19 protein-coding genes are annotated in these 24,774 nt (G+C 45.3%); 18 read left to right on the top strand and 1 reads right to left on the bottom strand.

Annotated features, from left to right (window positions below; translation table 11 throughout):
* Positions 1 to 32 precede the first annotated feature (32 nt).
* The 17 genes from E1757_RS33845 to E1757_RS33770 all read left to right on the top strand — a co-directional run bounded on the left by E1757_RS33845 (position 33) and on the right by E1757_RS33770 (position 23,727).
* Positions 33 to 2,213 carry a carbohydrate-binding family 6 protein gene (locus E1757_RS33845; RefSeq protein WP_133236601.1) on the top strand — a complete coding sequence of 727 codons (2,181 nt, stop codon included), beginning with the start codon at positions 33 to 35 and terminating at the stop codon, positions 2,211 to 2,213.
* A gap of 469 nt (positions 2,214 to 2,682) precedes the next feature.
* Positions 2,683 to 4,611, top strand: a complete 1,929-nt coding sequence (locus E1757_RS33840; protein WP_484217469.1) for a DUF8034 domain-containing protein — start codon at positions 2,683 to 2,685, stop codon at positions 4,609 to 4,611.
* Positions 4,612 to 4,629: 18 nt separating this feature from the next.
* Positions 4,630 to 5,544 carry a carbohydrate ABC transporter permease gene (locus E1757_RS33835; protein WP_246079705.1) on the top strand — a complete coding sequence of 305 codons (915 nt, stop codon included), beginning with the start codon at positions 4,630 to 4,632 and terminating at the stop codon, positions 5,542 to 5,544.
* Entirely contained in the window at positions 5,545 to 6,390 is an 846-nt protein-coding gene (locus tag E1757_RS33830) for a carbohydrate ABC transporter permease (RefSeq protein ID WP_133236597.1), read from the top strand.
* A gap of 57 nt (positions 6,391 to 6,447) precedes the next feature.
* A complete protein-coding gene (locus E1757_RS33825) occupies positions 6,448 to 8,229 on the top strand; it encodes a cache domain-containing sensor histidine kinase (RefSeq protein WP_133236595.1) in 1,782 nt (593 codons plus the stop codon).
* Positions 8,207 to 9,787, top strand: a complete 1,581-nt coding sequence (locus tag E1757_RS33820; RefSeq protein WP_133236593.1) for a response regulator transcription factor — start codon at positions 8,207 to 8,209, stop codon at positions 9,785 to 9,787. The genes E1757_RS33825 and E1757_RS33820 overlap by 23 nt, the downstream gene beginning before the upstream one ends.
* Before the next feature lie 456 nt (positions 9,788 to 10,243).
* Positions 10,244 to 11,371 carry an ABC transporter substrate-binding protein gene (locus tag E1757_RS33815; protein ID WP_165972411.1) on the top strand — a complete coding sequence of 376 codons (1,128 nt, stop codon included), beginning with the start codon at positions 10,244 to 10,246 and terminating at the stop codon, positions 11,369 to 11,371.
* Positions 11,372 to 11,395: 24 nt separating this feature from the next.
* Positions 11,396 to 12,412: a zinc-dependent alcohol dehydrogenase gene (locus E1757_RS33810; RefSeq protein WP_133236589.1), complete on the top strand. Its 1,017-nt coding sequence runs from the start codon at positions 11,396 to 11,398 to the stop codon at positions 12,410 to 12,412.
* A 339-nt stretch (positions 12,413 to 12,751) separates the two neighbouring features.
* Positions 12,752 to 14,614 carry a sensor histidine kinase gene (locus tag E1757_RS33805; RefSeq protein ID WP_133236587.1) on the top strand — a complete coding sequence of 621 codons (1,863 nt, stop codon included), beginning with the start codon at positions 12,752 to 12,754 and terminating at the stop codon, positions 14,612 to 14,614.
* Positions 14,592 to 16,220: a response regulator transcription factor gene (locus E1757_RS33800; protein WP_133236585.1), complete on the top strand. Its 1,629-nt coding sequence runs from the start codon at positions 14,592 to 14,594 to the stop codon at positions 16,218 to 16,220. The genes E1757_RS33805 and E1757_RS33800 overlap by 23 nt, the downstream gene beginning before the upstream one ends.
* 173 nt (positions 16,221 to 16,393) lie before the next feature.
* Positions 16,394 to 17,710, top strand: coding sequence for an ABC transporter substrate-binding protein (locus E1757_RS33795; RefSeq protein WP_133236583.1), 1,317 nt, complete (start codon positions 16,394 to 16,396; stop codon positions 17,708 to 17,710).
* Between the two features lie 67 nt (positions 17,711 to 17,777).
* Positions 17,778 to 18,737: a carbohydrate ABC transporter permease gene (locus E1757_RS33790; protein ID WP_133236623.1), complete on the top strand. Its 960-nt coding sequence runs from the start codon at positions 17,778 to 17,780 to the stop codon at positions 18,735 to 18,737.
* Positions 18,738 to 18,739: 2 nt separating this feature from the next.
* Positions 18,740 to 19,585 (top strand): carbohydrate ABC transporter permease, encoded by an 846-nt coding sequence (locus E1757_RS33785; protein WP_133236581.1) that lies wholly within the window; start codon positions 18,740 to 18,742, stop codon positions 19,583 to 19,585.
* A gap of 55 nt (positions 19,586 to 19,640) precedes the next feature.
* Positions 19,641 to 21,173 carry an alpha-N-arabinofuranosidase gene (locus E1757_RS33780; RefSeq protein WP_133236579.1) on the top strand — a complete coding sequence of 511 codons (1,533 nt, stop codon included), beginning with the start codon at positions 19,641 to 19,643 and terminating at the stop codon, positions 21,171 to 21,173.
* Positions 21,174 to 21,192: 19 nt separating this feature from the next.
* Entirely contained in the window at positions 21,193 to 21,456 is a 264-nt protein-coding gene (locus E1757_RS37390; protein WP_220446576.1) for a DUF6171 family protein, read from the top strand.
* Positions 21,457 to 21,469: 13 nt separating this feature from the next.
* Complete coding sequence (locus E1757_RS33775; RefSeq protein ID WP_133236577.1) at positions 21,470 to 23,050, top strand: alpha-N-arabinofuranosidase; 1,581 nt, start codon at positions 21,470 to 21,472, stop codon at positions 23,048 to 23,050.
* 197 nt (positions 23,051 to 23,247) lie between these two features.
* A complete protein-coding gene (locus E1757_RS33770) occupies positions 23,248 to 23,727 on the top strand; it encodes a DinB family protein (RefSeq protein WP_133236575.1) in 480 nt (159 codons plus the stop codon).
* A 4-nt stretch (positions 23,728 to 23,731) separates the two neighbouring features.
* Here the strand turns inward: E1757_RS33770 and E1757_RS33765 are convergent, their stop codons facing one another.
* Complete coding sequence (locus E1757_RS33765; protein WP_425464883.1) at positions 23,732 to 24,496, bottom strand: AraC family transcriptional regulator; 765 nt, start codon at positions 24,494 to 24,496, stop codon at positions 23,732 to 23,734.
* Between E1757_RS33765 and E1757_RS36785 the strand changes: the two genes are divergently transcribed.
* Positions 24,395 to 24,703, top strand: a complete 309-nt coding sequence (locus tag E1757_RS36785) for a hypothetical protein (protein WP_133236571.1) — start codon at positions 24,395 to 24,397, stop codon at positions 24,701 to 24,703. The two genes, E1757_RS33765 and E1757_RS36785, sit on opposite strands and share 102 nt — an antisense overlap.
* Positions 24,704 to 24,774: the final 71 nt, after the last annotated feature.

Here is a 24,774-nt window from a genome sequence, read left to right as displayed (position 1 = left end):
GGGGCGTATTAAAATTACAGGAGGATGAAAAAATGAATCAAGCTGTCATTGTATTCGACGAGACGATTTCAACAATAGCCTTCGCTGCCGGAAAACTGCAGGAGGCTCTGGCAAGCAGGAATATTATAGCTGCATATGCTCCCCTTGATGCAATAACCGAACTGAGCGAACCGATTCGAATCGTACTTGCTTCAACCGTAGAAGTGCGAGCTGAATCAGGCATTTCTTCCGGACCGTCTCTTTCGCCGCAAGGTTTCGCAATAAGAATGGAGCGAGGAAACGGTTATACGCTATGTTGGGTTACAGGCGCCGACCCGGTGGGGGCGATGTATGGAGGGCTGGAGGTTGCGGATGCCGTTAATACAGGACGGAATATCGAGGATATCGGCAACAAGATTTGCAATCCGCATATACCGAATCGAGGCATTAAATTCAACATTCCCCTGGACGCGCGTACACCGAGCTATTCCGATAACGGGGATGCCGCACAACATAACATCGAGGAAATGTGGAGTCTGGACTTTTGGCGAGAGTTTCTGGACGACATGGCGTTGTACCGGTATAATGCCCTGTCACTATGGAATCTGCATCCGTTCCCATCCATGGTTCAGGTTCCCGAGTATCCGGAGATTGCCCTGAATGACGTGAAGAAAACGACCATCCCAATCCGGGCAAGACTAGGAGGAACCGAGATGTCGACAGCGTCGACACTTGCCAGCTTGGAAACGGTTCGGGAGATGACAATTACCGAGAAAGTATCTTTTTGGCGCGAGGTAATGCTGCATGCAAAAAAACGCGGGATCGATGTGTATATAATAACGTGGAATATTTTCACATACGGTACCGAGGGTAACCGTTACGGCATTACTTGTGACCAGAATAACGAAATAACCATCGACTATTTCCGGGCGAGTGTCCGCTGTTTGCTCGAAACTTACCCTCTTCTCTCCGGTATCGGTGTCACCGCCGGTGAAAACATGCTGCATAATCAGCCACAGCTCAATGAGGAATGGTTGTGGCGGACCTATGGGGAAGGGGTCATGGATGTTAAACGAAAAGATCCGGAGCGTAAAATCAGGTTCATCCACCGAGCGCATCAATCTGCTTTATCTACAATCGATAAGGCATTTTCGAATTACACCGACACGTTTGATTTCAGCTACAAATATTCACTCGCGCATATGTATTCCTCAGTCCATCCCCCCTTTATTTACCAGACGAACGGTTACAAGGAGCTGCAGGGAGGTTTTTTGAACGAACTGCCGGCAGGAAAGAAAACGTGGCTCACCGTTCGGGACGATGACTATTACTATTTTCGATGGGGCGATCCCGAATTTGTCCGCCAGTATATTTTAAACATGCCATCCAATGAGAAACTGGCCGGCTTCTATATGGGACCGGATGGAATTGTATGGGGACGGGAATTTATCAGTACCGAACCCGATTCGCCACGCCAAACTATCATCAAGAAGCGATGGTACGGTTTTATGCTGTGGGGCCGGTTATCATATGACCCGACCGTTCCGGATACGCATTTTGAGAAGCAGCTGGGCTTCCGTTTCCCCGAGACTCCTAGCCGCACACTCTTTGAAGCCTGGGCGACGGCATCGAAAATTTTACCGCTGGTGACCACGTTTCATTGGGAGGAGAATCATCTCGATTTCCAATGGTATCCCGAAGCCTGCTACAGTCATCCGGGAATAGCCAAAGGTTTTCATACGGTACAGCATTTTATCGACGATGCCCCAATGCCTGAAAGCGGACTTGTGAGTATTCCGGATTATTGCGAGAAGATAATCGAAAGCAGCTTCATTTCGGGTAAATCTCCGTCCAGAGTCGCACAAGATCTGAACAATTACGCAGATCGTACTTTAGGGCTCATAGAGGAGATATATACTGCGACGGATAAGGAACTGCGGCTTACAATAGGAGATCTGAGGGCCATGTCCTACCTGGGAAGATATTACGCTTCCAAAATATTGGGCGCAGTGCAGCTATGTCTGTATCAAAAAACGGGTGAGTTGTCCCATCAGATGCAGGCGGTCAAGCATTTGCAAGCGGCATCCCAACATTGGGGAATTTATGCGGCTCAAACCGCGAGTCAATATATACCGCAATATTTAACTCGCCAGGGATATGACATCGTGGATGTAACGGCGCTTCAGGCTGAGGTAGACCGGGATATAACCATAGCTCTGCAACAAAAAGTGTAATTAATATTGGGAGTAACGATGAAATATCGCTGACATGATAGTATATAGATCCTCCAGGTAAGCTGGCGAATAATAGTTTTATATGACGACAACCTATATAACTGTACTTCCGGTATGAGCGTCACGATCCGTTGTTCAGCAGCATCAGCCTGCTTGTTTTGATCATGAATAACGGCCAGAGTATAGTGCTGCATGCCTTATGTGGACATCCGTTTTAGAGAAGCGGATGTCCACATTTTTTTTGGAAATGTACGAGGAAGAAACAGGAGGAAACGGCTCCTTTCAGCATGTGGTGCACCAGCAATCCAGAGTTTGCTGCCGGACGCAAGTTTTAAGTAGAGAACAATTGGAAAAAAGCATACATGGCATTCTTAAAAAGTGAAAACATTTATTAATTTCCCTTCTTTTTTAATTGCCGCTTTCACTTTACAATAAAGTCAAATTGACGATACAAGGTGGTTAGAGCGTGATGAAACAGCAAAAGGATATGCAAAAACTTCGGATAGACGAAATGTGCGTTCCGCCCGAATGGGCATTGCTGCAGCAGCAATTGATGACAGTTTTAAATGAAGCGGCTGAGGAATTTGTAGAGCGCTACGTGCAGCCGGACGGCACCTTGGTTTGGAGAAAAGTGTGGCCGGGCATGGACGGCTCCGACGATCCGTACGAAGGCTTTATGAACCTGGCCCTGCTCTATGTATTGGGCGGAAAAAAAGAATTGTACGGTCACGCCCGTAAAGTGTGGGAAGGCATTACTTGGCAATGGACCGAATACGGCCAGATTTACCGCGAGTTCGACGGTTATTACGATTGGATGCATCATGGGGAAGGATATTTGTTCTTTTATTTCCTTGGCCTGGCCGATCCCGAAAGTTTGAGGGACCGACAGCGAGCGCGCAGATTCGCAAGCTTCTATACCGGAGAAGACAGTGAAGCGCAAAATTATGACAAAGAGAAGAAATTGATCCGGTCTCCTATTAATGGAAGCCGGGGACCGCGGTTTGTTATGACTGAAGAAGATTGGATGACGCACAGGGGCATTTTGGACGACTATCTGGCTCCATTCGAGGATTTGACCGGGGTGGATATCAACAGCGGGAAGTGTCCTTGGTCCAATGATGAGGTGTACCGTGAAATTATTGCGAAAATGAACGAACGCATGGCCAAAGGAGATGTGCCGTTAAATCTTAACGCAACCAGCCTGATTGCCCACGCCTATATGTACAGCGGAGATGAACAACTTCGTAAATGGGTAACGGAATATATTGCCGCATGGAGAGACAGGGCAGTTCTTAATGGCGGAATCATGCCGGATAACGTCGGTTTATCGGGCATTATCGGAGAGTATAACGACGGGAAATGGTGGGGCGGTTATTACGGCTGGCGGTGGTCGCACGGTTTGTTTACGATTGTTGAGCCGCTCACTAATGCAGCTATGAACGCCGTACTGTTGACAGGAGATAAAAATTGGTTGAATGTGATCAGAAAGCAGCTTGATATCAACTACAGCTTGGGAAGACAGGAAGGCAACCTCTGGGTTGTGCCTCATAAGCATCTGGACAGCGGCTGGACCGACTACAAACCGGCTAATCCTGCGTACCCTATTTATTTATGGACCGTATCGATGGAAGATGGGGATATTGAAAGGTACGAGCGCTTACAGGCTGCGGACTTCTACAAGGAAATTGAGGTTCCGATCGTTTCAGGGCGTAATCCGAATACCGGTAAAGAAACAAAGCATTATATTGCCAATACGATTCCTTGGTTTGAATTTATCCGCGGCAATGACCGTTCTTATCCTGAGAACATATTAAAAGCCAACTACACGTTGGTTACGAAGCAGTTGGAGAAGATGAGATCTCCGGAAGGCAACCCGGAGTCGTGGATTTCCGACGGCTACAGTTTGGGCGACTTATCCAGTATTCATAAATGGCAGGAGATGTGCCCTGTTTATCCAGAAGGTCTGTTGCAGCTGACTTTGGGCGCTCCTATGCATATATCCCACGGCGGTCTGCAGCATGCGCGGGTCCGGTATTACGATGCCGCGGCGCAAAGGCCGGGTCTTCCGCCGCAGGTCAGCGCGCTGGTAGAGGCATTAACGGACAATTCTGTTACGTTAAGCTTGATCAATCTCGACCTGTTCGAGGGCAAGGAAGTCATTATACAAGCCGGCGGCTTCGGCGAGCATTGCTTCCATGAAGCGGTTGTTTCAGGGTCCGGAAAAAAAGAAATGAATGAAAGCTTATCCGTCGACGGCAAATGGCTGCAGGTGAGTCTTGGCAAAGGTGCCGGGGTTAAACTGCAGATGTCGATGAGCAGGTACGTGAATCAACCGACGTACGAAACGCCTTGGAGCCAAGCAGATCCAGATAATCTTATTCAAGGAAGGGAAATTTAAATAAAGGAGAGGTCAGCTTTGAAACTACAAACGAAGACGCATAAAAAAATAGCAAAGGACATCTCCTTGCACGGGTACTTATATATTTCCCCATGGCTGCTCGGATTTTTCCTGCTAACCGTCTGGCCGATGATACAATCGATCTATTTTTCGTTTACAGATTATTCCTTGCTTGAACCGGCGCAATGGATAGGCTTGCGAAACTTCGAAAAAATATTTATGGATGATACATCTTTTACGAATTCCCTCAAAGCCACCTTATGGTTTGTCGCCGTTTCCGTTCCGTTAAAAATGGCGGTAGCCCTTCTGTTGGCCGTTGTATTAAATATGAAGCTGCGGGCAATGCATATCTACCGTACGGTTATTTACTTTCCGTCGCTTATCGGGGCGAGTGTGGCGGTAGCCATATTGTGGAGCAACATTTTCGGAACAAGCGGTCTGTTGAACCAGATGCTTTCCATATTTCATATCGAAGGGAAAAACTGGATTTCGTTGCCGGAGACGGCCTTAGGCACGTTGATCGTATTGGCCGTTTGGCAGTTCGGGTCCGCGATGGTTATTTTTTTGGCAGGCTTGAAGCAGATACCGGGCGAATACTACGAGGCTTCGGCTGTGGACGGAGCGGGAAAAATCAGAACGTTTATCTCCATCACGCTGCCATTGTTATCACCGATCATTTTATTTAATCTGGTGCTTCAGACGATCAGTTCCTTTCAAATGTTCACGCAGGCTTTTATTATTACGAAGGGCGGGCCAGTAGAAAGCACCTATATGTATGCCCTGTATTTATTCGATAAGGCGTTTGCCCGCTTTCAGATGGGATATGCTTCCGCCTTGGCCTGGATCTTGTTGGTGATGATCGCAGTTGTTACCGCATTGATTTTCGCCACCTCCAGAGCCTGGGTGCATTACGAGTCGGAAGGAGGAAAATAGATGACGAAAGTAATCCGGAACGTAATCGTCCCCAATCTGTTTTTGATTGCTTTATGCGTGATTATGATTTACCCGGTGTTTTGGTGGTTTGGCGCTGCTTTTAAAACGAATGCGGAGCTGTCGTCAGCCAATTTTTTTCCGAGCAGTCCGACGATCGAAAATTTTACTCAGGGCTGGTTTGCAATTACGAAATATCCGTTTAGCGTGTTTTACTGGAATACGTTTAAATTAATAGCGGGCGTTCTGTTCACTTCCCTGATCTCTTGCAGTCTGGTTGCGTTCGGATTTGCCAGAATGCATTTTCCGCTGAAAAATTTCTGGTTTTCGATCGTACTGTTAACGCTTATGCTTCCTAATCAGGTCACTATCGTACCGCAATATGTCATGTTCGATAAATTCGGTTGGGTGGACACGTACCTGCCGTTTATTGTGCCGCATGCATTGGCCGGCGGTATCGGCGGATCCTTCTTTATCTTTTTGCTTGTTCAGTTTATTCGCGGCATTCCCAAAGAAATGGATGAGGCGGCAAAAATGGACGGCTGCAGCACCTTCAAAATTTACTACCGCATTATTTTACCGCTTCTCAAGCCTGCCCTTGTGACAGTCTCGATCTTTTGCTTTCTATGGAACTGGGATGATTTTTTCGGTCATATGATTTATATTAAGTCTATTGACAAATATACGGTCGGTCTGGCATTAAAGCTTTTTGTCGACTCCCAGTCGGCGACGCCGTGGGGACAATTGTTTGCCATGTCTCTTCTATCCGTTATGCCGGGGACGATCATCTTTTTCTTCACTCAGCGCTATATCGTCGAGGGGATTGCAACAACGGGCCTGAAAGGATAGATTTGGACCCTGTTTGGGCTCCCCAGCTGTTTGTATACAGTATAGGGGGCCTTCTTCATGGATAAGCTATTTAAAAAACTTCATATCAGCCATCTTTACTTTTGGAGCACTTCCATATTCGTTGTAATCTTGTTTGCAATTGTAATCTGGGCCAGCTACTACTTTTCGGTTCAAGGAATTATCCGCACCACCTCCTCTTATCAGGAAAGAATCCTTACGGAGTTAAATCAGCGGCTGCAAACTCAATTCGGCGCAATCGAATCCGTTTCGTTATCAATCGTGCGAAATACGGAGCTGTTGGATCTGCTCACTAATCCCAAAGAGACATACCAGAATATCGTTACATTAAGGAATGTGGTCGCTTCCCTGAATACATTGACGTTCAGTACTCCTGTAATTTATAGCATCGACCTGTATGTGAAAAATGCCCCGCAGAGCGGTAAACAAGAGTTGGTTCGTTTTTTTGACCTCCGTACAGGGGAAGAAATGCCGTGGTTTTCCTCTGTTGCGCAGTCTGATTTTGTATGGATCGGAGAGCATGAAACCGATTCATACCAAGGAACCGCCTCTGTTGTCAGCTTCGTGCGAAAAATATATTCGAACGCCGGCGATTACCAGGGTTTTGTCCTGATCAACATAAAGGCTTCGGATGTGCAGACGCTGCTGCGGGAGCAGGGCTTTGAGGCGAATCGGCTGCTGCTGGATTCGGGCGGAAGGGTGATTACGCAGACGGGCGAACAGTCGTTGGTTGAAAACAACGAAAATCTGCGCAGTATCTCAGGAAGCTTACAGGAAGCAGGCCAGTTAGCGCTTAAAGGATATAGGCAGTTTCCGTCCCAATATCTGGTTGTTTGGACGAACATCGCGGGCTCCAATTGGCTGTTGATCGAGTTTACTCCATGGGAACAGCTGGTTGCCGGGAGCGCCTTCATGGCAAAGGTGCTATTCACTGTAGGAATTGCCGCTGTTTTCGTGCTGTTGTTCATTTTTTTGTTTTTAAACCGCAAACTCACACGGCCCATTTTTTTGCTGCTTCAAGCGATGAAAATGTACCCGGCTTATGCAGCGGACCACCAACTGCCGACGGATTATCAGAATGAATTTGGCCAGTTGTTCCAAGGTTACCGGAAGCTGATAAACAGAATTGAAGAGCTGTACGAATCGTTAAGAAATCAATACCAGAAGCAGAAGGAATCGGAAATCAAAGCTCTTCAGGCGATGATCAATCCCCACTTTTTGTACAATACGTTGGATCAGCTAAATTGGATGGCAATCAAGGACGGCAATGAGAAAATGAGCAGGGTGTTGGAGCTGACCGGTAGAATGCTGCGGGTCGGTTTATCAAACGGCGAATCATTAATACCTTTATCTGAGGAATTGATTCATATTGAGTGCTACATGCAGATTCAGCAAATCCGGTTAGGAGACCGTATCAAGTATTCAATAGAATTGCCGGATGATATAAAGGGATATTATGTACCCAAAATGACGCTGCAGCCGTTTGTAGAAAACTGTATCAGCCACGGCTTCCATGGACGTTCTGAAGGACGAATCCGGATTCACGGCGAAGCTGTTCAACAACAATTGATTCTGTCAATCGAGGATAACGGAAGGGGCTTGCAGGAGTGTGGCGCGCAGTATAGAACGAAGACAAAGGGCGGTTACGGGATTCGTAATGTGAGAGAACGGATGGAAGCTTTTTTTGCTGACGGGTACCGTATTGATATTAAAAATCGCCCTGAAGGAGGTACTCTTGTCACTATTTGTATACCGTTGATTGAAGGAAGCGGAATGATCCTGGAAGGAGACAGGACCGATGTGGAAAATAGTCATTATTGATGATGATCCTAACCTGCTGGAAGGAATGAGGGAATCAATCCCCTGGGAAGAGCTTGAAGTTGAGTGGGTCGGGGAAGCTATTGACGGCCAGGAGGGGCTGCTCGTTATTGATAGGTTTCAGCCCGATATCATTCTTACAGATATCAACATGCCTGTTATGAACGGACTGGATATGATCGGTCTTTTGCGGGAGCGCGGCTTTAAGGGGAAGTTTATTATACTCAGTGGTTATCTTGATTTCGAGTATGCCCGTCAGGCGCTGCGGCTGCAAGTCGATGATTATTTAACCAAGCCGATTACTATTGATAATTTGAAAGCAGTGCTTTCCAGGGTGACGGCAGAGCTTGAAAAAGAGCATTTGAAGGAAAATGAATATAACGTGCTGAAGGATCAATTGAAGCTGTACGAGCCTCTTGTCATGGAGGAATGGATGAAGTCCGTTGTAACGGGCAACCTGCATCATCATTCCGACCGATTTAAGGAAATCAACGGGAAGATTGAAGCATGGTCCGGCAAGCTCCACCTGCTCCTTTGTGTCGAGCTGCAAAACAGCCTGTCATGGGAGCCGTGGGATAAGGGGCGTAACCTGGTGCGGTTTGCTGTCCATAATGTGATCAGCGAGCTTGCGGCCGGCATGTTCTCCGACTTTGAATATATGGAACTGCACAGCCGCCGGTTTGCAGTTTTGCTACATTCCGGAGCGAGGGACCTGGAACGAGATCATTTTGTTGGTTTGGCCAGTGAGCTCAAACAGCGGATCGGAGACTGTCTGAATCATCAATTGAAGCTGCCCGCGCAAGCAGAGCTTGGAAATGTCGTTGAGGATTGGCGGCTCATATCCGAGTCGTTTAAAATGATGTTTCTGAATGAGGATGCGGATCATTACAAACAGTACACACCGCTTCGTTCGGTCAAATTTTATCATGAGTTTGCCGATGCCGTCCGCAACGGGCGTGAAGAGGAAGCCGGTACAATTATCGCCGGCTATATAGATACTCTCGATGCCGGGCTTGTGTGTCATGAACAGACGCTACAAATATGGGCGAGTGAGCTATGGGCGATTATTGCCTATTCGTTGTATGATGTCGGGATCGAGCTGGAGCGAATTATTCCTAAATTTACTCCGTATGAGGACATGACCGGCGCTGGAGCTTATACACCGGCTGCGCTAAAAAGCTGGCTCGAACGGACCGCAGCCGGAATCATTAACAATCAGCATTTGAGCGATAACAGTAAACACCGACAGATGGCCGAGTTTATTATCCGGTTTGTGCATGAGCATTATGAGGAAAATATTACGCTTGGCTTGTTGGCTGACGAAATTCAAATATCCAAAAATTACCTGGGCCAAATTTTTCGCAATGTAACAGGAGAAACATTCAATCAGTATGTGACCAGAATCAGGATGGAAAAAGCAAAACGGATGATTTTGGAAGGAAAGCTGTATATTTATGAAATTGCCGAAAAAGTAGGCTACAGCAACATTCCCTATTTCAGCAGCCAATTTAAAAAGTATATCGGGGTTAACCCTACGGATTTGATGAGAAACAAGGAGTAACGTCCTCCGAATCTGATTTTACTTATCAACCAGGAGTGTTTGGCAGCCAATGCCCTTCTTGCATGGGACCGGTATCATCAACACGCGGGTCGCAGGTATAAAGTTGTGAATTCGAGGCCGCCGGTATGATCTGGTTTTAGCTTTTCATATTTTGTAGAATCTTTTGTTGATTTCTCTCATTGGAGGGGAATTCACGACATCATATAATGGAGCAAGAAAAACAAAACCAATCTTTTGGAAGGGGATTCACAGATGCATAAAACAAAAAAATGGACTGCGAGTTTGATAGTACTTTCCGTTTTGACTCTGACCGCGTGCAGTTCCGGCAGTAAGACAGGCAGTCAACCCTCTGCTCCTGCTGCCGGATCGGGTACAACCGGACAAGCTTCGGTAAAGAATAAGGAGGTAACGCTAGGTATTACCTGGGCAGGCTCCCAGGCACGGCATGACGCAACTTTGAAAACATTGGATTTATACAAAAAAAATAATCCTGCTGTTTCGTTCGAACCGCAATATATGGGGTTCGATACGTATTTCACCAAGCTGGCTACTTTGGCCGCAGCAAGAAATTTGCCCGACATTATGCAGATAGACACAGGAAATTTGATGGATTACGCCGTTCGCGGACAGCTTGCAGAGCTTTCGGGCATCAATGTTGACGGAATCGAAAAGAAGCTGTTGTCAGCAGGTACAGTGAACGGCAAGCAATACGGATTGCCGATCGGCGCCAACACGTTGACGATGATGTACAATAAAGCGGCTTTGGACAAATTGGGTGTAACAGTACCCGACAAGGGCTTTTCGTGGGACGATTTGCTTAAGTTGGGCAGAGAACTCCAGCCAAAGCTGGAAAAAGGGAAATATTTCATGCAGGATCTTTCCATAGCGACAGGTACATCCGAGTCCGATAAATATGAGATGTATCAATTGGCTCAGGGCAAAGGGTATATTCATACAGCCGAAGGGAAATTTAACATCGACAAAGATACGTATGTGGCCTTTAACAAGCTGTTTGCTGATCTCCGCAAAGAAGGAATTGTACCTCCGGCTGATGTTACGGCAGGGCACAAGCAGTACGATCCCAAGCTGGACAACTTCTTGAACGGCACCATTTTAATTCAACGCGAATATGCGGCTGCTTTCCCGGCATTCGACAGTGTGCACCCGGGGCAGTACGCGATGACTGTAGTGCCTCATGCCAAGCAATCGGGAGCATTCCTTCTGCCGTCCCAGTTTTTTACAATAAGCAAGGATTCGAAAAATTCGGAAGCAGCTATAAAATTCCTCGATTGGTTTGTTAACGATAAAGAGGCAGGGAAATCGCTAAATCTGGTACGCGGCGTTCCGGTAGCCAAGCCTGTTCTGGACACGCTTCTTCCAGATCTTAAGGATGCGGACAAAGCCCAGGTCGACATCATTAACCGTACCGCTCCTGAGGCAAATCCATTCTCAAGCAGACCTAAGGGATACGGCACTTGGACCGACGAATGGACAAAGATTTCCCAAACTGTCGCTTTCGGTAAAATGACACCGGAGCAAGGCTTCGACGAGCTGAAGAAAAAATGGGATGAAATTATCAAATAAAAAATAATCGGAGAGACAAAGGATATGAAAGCTGTATATTATGAAGGCGACCGGGTGCTTCGTGCGGGACAATCTCCCGCGCAGGCGCCGAGGTACGATGAAGTTCAAATTAAGGTATCCCATGCGGGAATATGCGGTACCGATCTGCACATCTATCACGGACATATGGACAGCAGGATTTCTTTTCCCCAAATTATGGGTCACGAAATGTCCGGTACCGTTCATGCGGTCGGAGATCAGGTTACGGAATTTGCCGCAGGTGATCCGGTTACTGTTATGCCGCTCAATTCATGCGGCAACTGTCCGGCATGCCAGGCAGGGTATGGCCATATTTGTCATAACCTGAAATTTCTCGGAATAGAAACCCCGGGAGCTTTCCAAAGCTATTGGACGGTGCCCGTTCACACGGTGTTGCCTTTACCGAAGGAGCTCCCTTTGGTGCACGGCGCTCTGATAGAACCGCTCGCCGTTGCTTGTCATGATATCCGCAGGGGGAAGGTAGGTCGGGAGGATTATGCAGTTGTATTAGGCGGAGGACCGATCGGCGCGCTGATCGCCTTAGTTGCAAGAGAAGCAGGGGCCAAGGTACTCGTTTCCGAAATTAATCCTCACCGTCTGCAGCTGCTGGAGCAGCTTGGGTTTGATACCATCAACCCTAAGGAACGGGACGTGGCAGGGTATGTGAATAGTCAAACGGGCGGCGCCGGCTGCGATGTAGTTTTTGAGGTTACTTCTTCTCAAGCCGGTGCAGAGCTTATGACAAAGCTTCCCCGGACAAGAGGGCGTATTGTCGTAGTCGGTATTTTCAGCAGACCGCCGCAGGTCGACCTGCACCGGTTTTTCTGGAGAGAACTGTCAATGTCCGGCGCACGCGTATATGAAAGAGAGGATTTTATTAAGGCGATTGAGCTTGCCTCTTCTGGAAGACTGCCGCTTGATGCATTGATTACCGACGTTCTTCCGCTTGAGCAATTGGAACAGGGCTTTAAACAAATGGAGGGCGGAGGAAGCGCTATGAAAATTATGCTTCGCTGCAGTTAACAAGCAATAAAATGGTCAGTTCACATTCAAGCATTGATTCAAACTGATTCGTCCGGAAGCCGGTGCTCTAAGCACGGCTTCTCTTTTTTTACGGATTCATTCCGCAGTGCGACTGGAAAGAGGTCTGCATGATTTCAAAAAAATTACTGCTGTAATAACAAGGATTAAAAGGTCAACTTGTTGAATTCATAATCGACATACCTCGGGAAAATTTCAAAAACCGGGCATATAGACGGCCGTGAAAGAGCGGGATGACGATGACTGGGGAAAGCTTCATTCCGCTCTCGAGATGTCATAGGTTTGAAATTTCTCGAAATGAATTTCGTAAGGGGGTAGATTATGGGTACAAGCTTGAACCGTTTGATCCGTAAAATGAAAATTCTAAACAGACTGGTTATCTCATTTGCCATTCTTTCCTTGATCCCATTATCGATTACAGGAATTTTTGCCTATTATACTTCAAGCGAAGCTATAAAAACAAAAATAAGCACCTCTTCCATCGAGTTAATGAATCAGGTCAGCGAAAATATTCAAAATGAACTTTCAAAGCTCGAAAATGACAGTGTGGACATCGCATTCTCCGATATTATTCAAAATACGTTGACTGATTTCGATATGATGGATGAGTGGAGGAGAAATGATGCGGAGTTAAAAATGCAAACTATGCTGGCAAAAAGGTTCTCATTTACTCATAGCGTTTCGGATGTGCTTGTTTATACTAGGAAGAAGGAAAAAATCATTGCCTATGGGGACGTCAACTTCAAATATAATCTTAACCTCGATTTTTTAAACGATATTTTTGAAAGAACGGCCTTAAATAACGGCGCTCCTCTATGGACGATCGAAAACAGGGATGACGAGGAAAATGTAAGAAATTCAAACTATCGAATCACCAATTACGGAAAAGTAGGAATTTTACTGGCTCGAAGCTTTAAATCGTTTAACGGGCTTCCGATCGGTTATATGATTATGAGAATCGATGAAAAGCATATCTTAAAGAAATTTAAAGATACAAATCTTGGTCAAGGCTCGGATATTTTCATAATAAACGGCAACGGGACGGTAATCACGAGTCAAAACCCGGAAATTATTTCGGCCAAGCCATACCGCGATCATTCCCTGATTGAGGAACTTAAAAAAAACAAAGAAAATGATTCGTTCTCATTCAACAGTACCGTTTCAGGAAAACGAAATTTGATTGCTTACAATTATATCCCCAGTGCGGATTGGTACGTGGTCAGTATCATCCCGTTTGCTTATTTGAACGATGAGTCCGCTAAGACGAGTATCTATATTATATTTTTGGGAATTTTCTGTTTCTTGCTTGCGCTGATCTTGTCTTACTACGTATCCAAAAGCATTTCCAAACCGTTAAAGCACCTGGTAGATTCAATGAATAACGTGAAAATCGGCAATTTAGTTACAAGAATCGAAGACAACAGCAGTGATGAGCTGGGGAAAGCCGCAACAAATTTTAATCATATGGTGACAGAGATTAAATTTCTTATCGACGAGGTGAAAAAGAAAGAAAAATTGAAAAGGGTTGCAGAGCTGAACACACTGCAAGCCCAGATTAATCCGCATTTTCTTTCCAATTCTCTGAACACTGTCAGGTGGCTTGCCAATATTCAAAAGGCAGAGAGTATTTCAAGCATCATTACTTCCCTGATGCAGCTGCTTCACGGATGTATGGGAAAAGGGAGCGTGCTGATCAGCATGCGGGACGAAATCGAATATGTCAAAGACTACTTAAACATAATGGCTTATCGGGACTACGACAAGTTCAAGGTACATTATGAAATGGAAGAAAGCATTCTGGACTCTCATATTCTGAAATTCATTCTTCAGCCGATCGTGGAAAATTGTTTGATTCACGGGATTCAGCCTATGGAGGGCCAGGGCATGATCATCATTAAAGGCTACAGGATCGGAGAGGATTTGAAAATTGTTATAACCGATAATGGGGTGGGCATGAACAACAATGCGCTAAACAATCTCATGCGAGAAGCATCGGCAAACAAAAATATCGGACTTAGCGGGATCGGCATTCGAAATGTGGACGAGAGAATCAAGCTTTATTTCGGAGAAAAATACGGAATTGCCATTCAAAGCATTCCCAACTTGTACACCACCGTAGAGATCACTTTGCCTGCCGTGGGGGAGGAGGACAGCGGACAATATGCTGAAGGTGCTTATAGTTGATGACCATGCAGTTTCGCGAACGGATTTGAAAACGATGCTCGATTGGGAAAACTGCGGCTTTTATATTTCCGGCGAAGCGTATAACGGAATTCATGCCATACAGCTCATAAAAGAGGATGTTCCGGATATTGTCATTACCGACATCAACATGCCGGGAATGAATGGACTCGGATTAATAGAGCAGTTGGAGAGGGAGTATCCGCAGGTTAGAATTGTTGTGTTGAGCGCTTATGACGACTTTGATTATGTACGTCAGAGCATGAAGAGGGGAGCGATGGATTATGTATTGAAGCATCGGCTGAGCGCCTCCGTTTTGCTCGATATTTTGAAAACCGTCGAAAGCTCTATCCTTGTATTTAGAAACGAACGCGACAAACAAAATGAGATGTACCACGAGCTTAAGATCCGCAAGGATAGTTTGCGTCAGGAGTTTATTAAAAAGCTTCTGGAGGGCAGTGTGTCGGATCGGGATGAAATGCTAGGCCAACTCGAATCGTTAGATATAGCGATGGACACAGAAAATCTGTTGGTGACAGCTGCGGAGATCGACGATTTTCGATTCATTGAGGAAAGATTCAGTTCAAAGGAAGTCGATGTGTTTATTCAAACTTTGCTCGATATTTCCAACGAAATTCTTAGCGATTGGGAGAAATCCATTATTATCCACAAAGGCAGAGAGAAATTTGCGATCATTTTCTCACTTGGGCATATCCATAGCAGGATGTATGTGTACAACCAGCTATATACCTTTCTCAACCGAATAAGAACAGAGATCAAAAAATATTTGAATATTACGGCCAGCTTTGGTGTAAGCAGTGTATGCAATGAAATGTCTCAGCTTCACCATGCATACTCCGAAGCGGCATCAATTCTGAAGGACAAGTTCTACAAGGGAAAGAACGGGATATTTATCGAAAGCACAAGCAGTAAACACGAAGAAGGATTTTTCTGTCTTGATATCAAAGATGAGAAAGCGATTTACGCGGCCCTGAAAAACCAGGATTTTGAAACCGTGAAGAGCTTGATAGATGCCGTATTTAATAAAATTTCGAGATTGAGGCTGAGCAGCAAATCAACCCAAATGATCTGCGCAGAATTAATTAATATCGTGAATAAAGCATCCAAGGACGCCGGCATCGAGATGTCGAAGCTGTATACCGCAGGGGATATTCCATATAATCTGATCCAGAAATATGAGGTTCTTATGGATATTAAATCTTGGATTTTGAACTTATACCATAAGTTTATAGAAATTTTGCAGCGGATGAAATGCCGTGGCACGTATAGCGATATTATTCAAAAGGCTATGGAATATATACAACGTAATTATAAAAACGATGTGTCGCTTCAGGATGTCTCCGATATAGTCGGTGTAACCAATTCTTATATCAGCAGACTTTTCAAGGAAGAGTGCCGGATGGGATTCACCGAATATTTGAACCATGTGCGGGTTGAACATGCCAAGCACTATATTGAGCACGGCGAGCTGAAGCTGAAGGAAATCGTCAGCCATGTAGGGTTTAACAATTATAACTACTTCTTTAAGGTGTTCAAAGAGATGACAGGCATGACCCCCCTGGAATATGAACAGACTTGCAGGAAGTAAACGTTACTCGGACATAGCAAAGCATTGTAGTGGAGTACAAAATGTTGTAGTGGAGTACAAAATATTGGAGTTCGGCTACGTTATGTATTATGTATAATGAGTAATGGGTAAAGGACAGGGCATACCCGGTTACCTGCATCATCATTAAATTATTATAAGGGGGATAAGAATGTATGAAAAAAGCATCTGTTGCAGCGGCTGCTTCCGTGTTCCTGTTGGCTTCCGTTTTGTCAGGCTGCGGGGGCGAAGGAGCGGAGTCGTCAAAAGGGGAAACCCAAAATTCAAAAAAGGCGGTTAACTTATCGTTGTGGACATTCCAGGATCTGCATAAGAAGTATTACGAAAAAACCGCCGAGCTTTGGAATAAAAACAACCCCGATCAGCAAATTGAATTGTCGATCGATACTTATCCAAACGCAGAAATGCATAATAAATTGTTAATCGCCCTTCAATCCGGTGTGGGTGCGCCCGATATTGCCGATATCAACATAAACTTCTTCCAAAACTTTCTAAAAGGCGATATCCAGCTTGTGGAATTAAACAAAGTAATCGAGCCCGAAAAGGACAAGTTTATCCAGTCGAGATTCGATATTTACAGTAAAGGCGGAAAATATTACGGCATTGATTTTCATGTGGGCGCTACGGTCGTTTACTACAATAAAGAGCTTCTGGATAAAGCCGGCGTGAACGCGGATAACATTAAAACATGGGCCGATTATACCGAGGCAGGAAAGAAAGTTGTCGCTGCGACAGGAAAGGCGATGACCGCTTTCGAAGTTACCGGACAAAGACCGTTCTGGCCGATGATTGTTCAAAGAGGCTCCGACTATTTGGATAAGAACGGAAACGTCACTCTTGATAACGAGATCAATGTAAAGACGCTGCAGACCATGAAGGATATGATTTACAAGGATAAAATCGCGGTTCCCATGCCTGGGGGGAATACCGGCGCTGAGGAATTTTTCACTTATATGAATAAGGGAGAAGCGGCTTCCCTAATCATGCCGATGTGGTACATGAGCAGATTTTTGGAGTACATGCCCGATTTGAAAGGGAAAATATTGGTACGGCCAATGCCTGTATGGGAAAAGGGCGACGTAAGATCCGCAGGAATGGGCGGAACAGGTACGGCCGTTACCAAGCAGAGCAAAAATCAGGATATAGCTACGAAGTTTCTTGCGTATGCGAAGCTAAGCAAAGAATCGAATATAAGGATATGGCAGGAACTGAAATTCGATCCGATCAGATGGGACGTCTGGAATGATCCGGAGCTGCAGAAGCCCGATCCTTATTTCAACAATGAGAAAATATTCAATATACTTCTGGACATGAAGGACGAAATCAAATCTCCGAATATGAGCGAGTTAAGCTCAGCTTCCCAGGACTTGGTCAATTCCAATGTCATGTTCAAGTCATTGAAGGATCAATCGCAAACTCCTGAACAAGCGTTAAAATCTGCCGCAGACGAGCTCCGTAAGCAGAAGAAATAGCAACCGGGAAGACGGCATGACTGACGGCCGAAGAAACGAAGGTGTGGAAGCGGTTTCGGTCGCAGTCATGCATATGGAGGTGTACTATTTGGTTCAACAGGTTTATAGCCAAAAGCCCAAGGTAAGGAGCGGTTTCAGCTTTAAAAGGATGTTTTATTCGGAAAAGTTCGCGCCTTATCTCTTTGTATCGCCATTTATCCTAGCGTTTCTCATCTTTTTCTTGTATCCTACAGCGTCCACGATCACGATGAGCTTTCAGGAGGTCCAAGGGCTTAACAGCACAAAGTTTATAGGTCTGGACAACTACCGGAGAATGTTTGACGAGCATTTTTTCAATGCGCTGCAAACCAATACGATCTACACGATCTTATCTCTGATGTTATTAATTCCGGTTCCGATTATATTCGCCGTCTTTTTGAATTCAAAGTTGATCAAGGGAAAAACATTATTTAAGTCCGTTATTTTCATCCCGGCATTGACGTCTGTTATCGTAGCCGGTGTCTCCTTTAGGCTTATGTTCGGGGAAGCGGATACGGCTTTGATCAATTCCTTTATCGCTAAATTCGGCATTTCACCGCAAAATTGGGTTCTTAACTATGGTACGGGCATGATGCTGATGGTGATTCTCAATACGTGGAGAGTAGCCGGTATTAATATGGTATATTACCTTGCCGGTCTACAAAGCATTCCCGAGGAACTGTATGAATCTGCTGAAATGGACGGCGCCAATGTCTTTACCAAGTTTTATTGGATTACGTTGCCGCTCTTAAAGCCGATCATCATTTATACCTTGACGATAGGCATCTTTGAAGGATACAGAATGTTCGGAGAAAGCTATGTGTTCTGGAATGAAGGAATGCCGGGGGATATCGGGCTTACCATCGTAAGGTTTATTTATCAGCAGGCATTTCAACGAAATGATATGGGTATGGGATCGGCGATCGGTATTACTCTGCTCCTGATCGTACTTACTGTTAATCTGGTGCAGTTAAAAATGTTCGGGCTCTTCAAAAAGGAGGAGGACTGACAATGAGTGCCAAGCTTAGAAGGAAGTTATTGACAGTAGCGATGATCGCTTTCTTCCTTATCGTATGCTTTATCGTCCTGTTCCCCCTTTACTACATGTTTATGGCTTCTTTTAAGAGTTCCAAAGAATTATTTCGGAACGGTATGGATTTTAGGATCATACCGAGCTTGATGAGTCTTGACAATTATAAGCTTTTGTTCACAGGTAAAGGCAGCATTTATTTGTACTGGTACGGAAACAGCCTGGGCATAACTGCACTTCATACCGCATTTTCACTGTTTCTTTCCTCATTAGTTGGCTATGGCCTCGGGGCATATAACTTTAAAGGGAAAAACATTATTTTTATGCTGGTGTTGTTTGTCATGATGGTGCCGCTTGAAATTCTCATGCTTCCTCTTTATAAGCTTATTGTGAAGATGGGCATTATCAATACTTATTACGGAGTTATTTTACCGTTTGTTGTTTCACCTATGGCGATTTTTTTCTTTCGGCAGTACGTGACGGGGCTTTCCAAAGATTTTATGGATGCGGGAAGGATCGACGGATGCTCGGAGTTCGGCATATTTTTCCGGATTATGTCGCCCTTGATGAAACCGGCTTACGGAGCAATGGGGATTCTGTTGGCGATGCAGAGCTGGAACAGCTTTATATGGCCGTTGATTGTGCTGCGTACGAATAAGATGTTTACGATTCCTATAGGACTGGCTTCGTTGATGTCGCCTTATGGCAACAATTACGATATGCTGATCGCAGGAGCCGTGCTTGCTATCATCCCTGTTATTGTTTTGTTCCTGTTAAATCAGAAGGCTTTTATTTCAGGCTTGTCTACTGGCGGCGTTAAAGGCTAGACCATTATATACCATTACACCATTATATACCACTACAATCAGGAGGCTGAAGATTATGAGAAACAGCATTAAAATCAATACGCAAGCGGCGGTTCACAAAATCGATCGAAACATATACGGACATTTTGCCGAGCATCTGGGCCGTTGCATATACGAAGGAATTTGGGTCGGCGAAGATTCCGATATTCCCAATACGCGAGGAATCCGAAATGATGTCGTTCAGGCGTTAAAGGATATGAAAATCCCAATCCTGCGCTGGCCGGGAGGTTGTTTTGCCGACGAGTATCACTGGAAGGAAGGCATCGGGCCTAAGGAATCGAGAGCGAGAATGATTAATAATCATTGGGGCGGCGTGGTTGAGAATAACCATTTCGGCACCCACGAATTTTTCGACTTGTGCGAAATGCTGGAGACCGAGCCGTATATTTGCGGGAATGTCGGAAGCGGAACCGTCTATGAGATGCAGCAGTGGGTCGAATATATGAACTTCGACGGCGAATCGCCGATGACCGAACTGCGGAAAGCAAACGGCAGAGAAAAGCCTTGGAACTTGACTTATTTCGGCATAGGCAATGAAAACTGGGGCTGCGGCGGCCGAATGAGAGCGGAATTTTATGCGGACCTCTACAGACAATACAGCACATATGTAAGGGATTATGGAGAAGGTTCCATCTATAAAATTGCTGCGGGCCCAAGAGGGGATAACTATCATTGGACGGAAGTGCTGATGCGGGAGGCAGGGCATTTCATGGACGGACTGGCGCTTCATTACTACACAAGGCTGAGAGATCACAGCATCGTTATAGAAAATCCCGACGGGAACAGAATTTATCTGAAGGACCCGGAGGCAGTAAGAGGCCAGGCTGTCGATTTCGACGAGAGCGAATGGTTTGGCATTATGAAGGCGGCCTATTTCACAGAGGAGCTTGTGGCGAAGCATTCGGCTATTATGGATAAATATGACCCCGAGAAGAAAGTGGCGCTGATTATCGATGAATGGGGGACATGGTTTGACGTTGAACCCGGTACCAATCCCGGCTTCCTGTACCAGCAAAATACGATGAGAGATGCGGTTTCTGCGGCAATCAGCTTGAATATTTTCAATAATCATTGCGACCGCGTGAGAATGGCGAATATTGCCCAGACGATCAATGTGCTGCAGGCGGTTATCTTAACGGAAGGGGAAAAAATGATTCTGACCCCTACCTATCATGTCTTTGAAATGTTTAAGGTACACCAGGATGCCATCCTGCAACCGATTGAGCTTCAATGCGGCACCTACAAGCTGAATGGGGAAGAAATTCCACAGCTTAGCGCTTCCGCTTCCGTGGATGCGGCAGGCAATCTGAACATCACCATCTGCAATACGGATCCGAAAAATTCCGCGCCGGTGGATTGGAACACGGGAGAGTTTGCCGGTAAGCAGGTAACGGGCAGAATATTGCTCTCGTCGTCCATGAACAGCCATAACACGTTTGAAAATCCGAATCAAATCAAGCCGGAGGCGTTTACCGGCATACAGATGAATGAAGAAGGATTTCAGACGGATATTCCGCCGATGTCGGTTGTTGTGCTGACGATCCAATAAATCGGGAGGATGATGCCCGATGGCAAAACAAGGTCCATGCAAAGGCTGCTCGGAATCGATAGAAGTCACACCGGAGAAAATCGAGGCTATGCTTCAAATGCTGATAGATTCACGGAATGTCGAGCTCGCGGATGAGGAAACCAGCGAAAGGCGCCTTGCCCAATGCATGAGCTGCACGGGTTACATCTACGGAGGGACATGCAAATATTGCGGCTGCCTTGTACAGATTCGGACTAAAATAAAGGATAGGGAATGCCCCTATCCTTTATCCCCTAAATGGTAAGGGCGGGAGAAAAATGATGACTAAAATCGACATCAGGCTGAAAGATGAAATAGGACTCATTAATCCCAATATTTACGGTCATTTTATCGAACATTTGGGCGGAGTCGTATACGACGGGATATGGGTTGGCGAGGATTCGGAAATCCCTAATATAAAGGGATTCAGACGGGAGCTCGTGGAGAAACTGAAGGAAATTAAACCGTCCGTTATCCGTTGGCCAGGCGGCTGTTTTGCGGAGACGTACAACTGGAGAGATGGTATAGGTCCGAGGGAGCAGCGCCCTACAACCGTTAATTGGTGGTATATGAACGATGGAAAGCTTGAAACTAACCAGGTCGGTACCCACGAGTTTATCGAGTTTTGCAGGCTCGTGAATGCCGAACCCTATTTTGCAGTAAATGCTACGACAACAACCGTATTGGAAGCAAGAAACTGGATTGAATACTGCAATATGCCGCAGGGTACGACCACACTTGCGCAGGAACGGGAGAAGAACGGAGCCCCGGAGCCGTTTAACGTCAAGTACTGGGGCCTTGGCAACGAAAGCTGGGGTGGCGGCGGCTGCATGACGCCCGAGGATTACTGCCATATTTACAGAAAATATGGCATAATAAGCAAAAGTGTCGGGCCGGATCTTCATTTTATCGCATGCGGACCGTACGAAGGTATTCCGGAATGGACAGAAAAGTTTTTTGACAAGTATAATGAGATGTATACGGTTGGACGAGTTCCTCCCATGTTCGGATATTCCCTTCACTATTATGTGACCAATACAGGAACAATGGGCTCGGAGCTTGAATACACCGATACACAGTGGTATGAAATGATGCGCATTGGATTGGATATGGAGCCGTTTATCCAATCCCAGTACGAGATGATTCGCGCTGCGATGCCTGAAACATCCGTTGGGCTCATTGTCGATGAGTGGGGCGTTTGGCATTTGCAGAATGGCAGGCATCCGCTGCCGGGCAACTATTTGTTTGAACAGCCGAGCACGATGCGAGAAGCGGTTCTGGCGGCACTTTCTTTGAACATTTTCAATAATCACTGCAATAAGGTGATCATGGCCAACGTGGCTCAACTTGTAAATTGTATCCATTCCCTGTTTCTAGCCAAGGGCAGTACCTGTGTGGCTACTACAACCTACTACGTATTCGATATGTACAAAATTCACCAGAATGCAACAAGTCTTAAAACGGAAATCGATTGCAAGAGCGTAACCTTTACAATAGACGGGGAGACACATTGCATTCCAAGCATCTCCTGTTCGGCATCGATCAAAGACGGCATACTGGCGGTTACGCTTGCGAACATAGCCGTCGATGAGGACCAGGAGGTCACGCTCAACCTTTACGGTGGCCAATATGCGGGAGAGGGGACGATAGTCGTATTATCTTCCTCCAGCCATAAGAATGGCAATTCTTTCGAGGATCCATATAAAGTTACACCCGTGGAACAGTTCATAGCGCAAACAGGCTCGGAGCTTACAGTTACAATTCCTAAAGCGTCTGTAGTTTTGGTAAGGTTGAACGTTTCGTATAATGATAATCTGCCCGCTCAGCAACTTTCAAATGAGCTTAAACGTAATTCGTAACAAACTTTTGCATTACGCTTGTTTAAATTAGAGTCAGGTTAACTCGAAGAAATCTTGATGGTTAATACCATTCAAGATTTTCTTTGTATTTATAACATTTAACTGCTTGATGCAAAAAGAATGAATAAATGGTAATATTATTTCATATATAGGAACATACGTTTGTGATATGGATTTTAAAGAGGGAGGCAAGTATCATGGAACTAATCAAATTGCAGTATGAACTTATTAGAAGCTCGAGGGAAGTTGTATTTCAATACTGTAAAAAAATGAATCCATCGGAGATTTGTATGGAAATCGAATCTTTTGGAAATGGCAGTATCCGGAATACGCTCGTTCATATTGCAAATGTTTATGAATCATGGATTGGACAGTTTGCATTGAAGTCGTCAGACCCTTACAGCAAACCAGAGGATATCTCGGATATTCAGGAGATTTTATATTGTTTTCAAAGAATTGATTCGTTGGTCGACATTTTTCTGCGGGAACATGGTGAAAATTTGAACCATCGAATTAGCGGCAAGCTTTCTTGGCGCAGCGAAGAGTTTTACCCTACGGCCTTAGAATTGATTACTCATGTAATGACACATGAGTTTCACCATAAGGGGCAGATCATGACCATGGGTAGAATGCTCGGGCACACTCCCCCGGACACGGATATTATACGGTTTCTATAACTTTTCAATTATTTCGATGAACTGAACGGAATTCCGCGGGACTCATCTGGAAGTGCTCTCCAAAATTTTTATAGAAAAAACGGATGTTTTTGTATCCGACATGTTCTGAGACCTCAACTATTTTAAGATCTGTGTTTTTTAGCAGCAGACACGCCTTTTTCATCCTAATATCCTGTATGACTTTGATAAAGCTATGTCCGAAATAGTCTTTTATGATTTTACTTAAATAATTCGGATGAAAATGAAAGTGCTCTGCCGCTGAAGTCAGGCTTGCCGTTTGATAATTCATCTCCATGTAATGGAGGATATCCGCCATGTTTGCCGTTCTCTTGCCGCTGCCGGTTTCGTTCATGTACTTGGTATCCTTATAGAGACGCAGCAATTCAGTGAAGAGCAGCCCCAGGTAACTGTTCATTGCTTCTTCGGAACAAATGTTGGAGCTATAGTATTCACAGATCAGTTCAGTCATGAAATGGCGAACCTTTGAGCTGCGCTCTGACGGAAATATCAAGTACTTGCTTTGCTCCTGGCTTTTATATACGGCATTGACAAAAAATTCGGAGAGCAAATTGTTGCCGGCCAGCCTATGGATTAAATGACTGTCATAATAGCTTCTTCTCATCAAGCAATTAATGATAATATCGTTCTCGCCGGTTGCTTCGATGGAATGAGCGACATTGGTATCCAAAATAATGAGTTGTCCTTCCGACAACGTTATTTTTTTGTTATTTATCGTTTGAGTAAGCGTTCCGGAATAGACGTAACTCATTTCAATGAATTCATGCCGATGCTCCGGAATAATGGCGAACCGGGGATGTTTATTAATGACGATGTAACGGTCCGTTTTAAAAAAGTGGCTCTCGCTAATTGTTTTGCCGGCGGATATGTCAACGGCATGCTGCAGCAGCCAAGGCAGACCCCAATGTTTGCGCTCAAACTCATTAATACTCCGGAGGAACGGATCCACCTCGTGTAAGTCCACAAAATCTCTCCTTGTGCATGAATATTTGATATGGTTAATCAACAAACTTGGTATGGTTATTTGAA

The organism is Paenibacillus piri (assembly GCF_004354045.1).
GTDB lineage: Bacteria > Bacillota > Bacilli > Paenibacillales > NBRC-103111 > Paenibacillus_S > Paenibacillus_S piri.
Note: the sequence above shows the minus strand (reverse complement) of the source record. Positions and strands in the feature narration are given on the sequence as shown.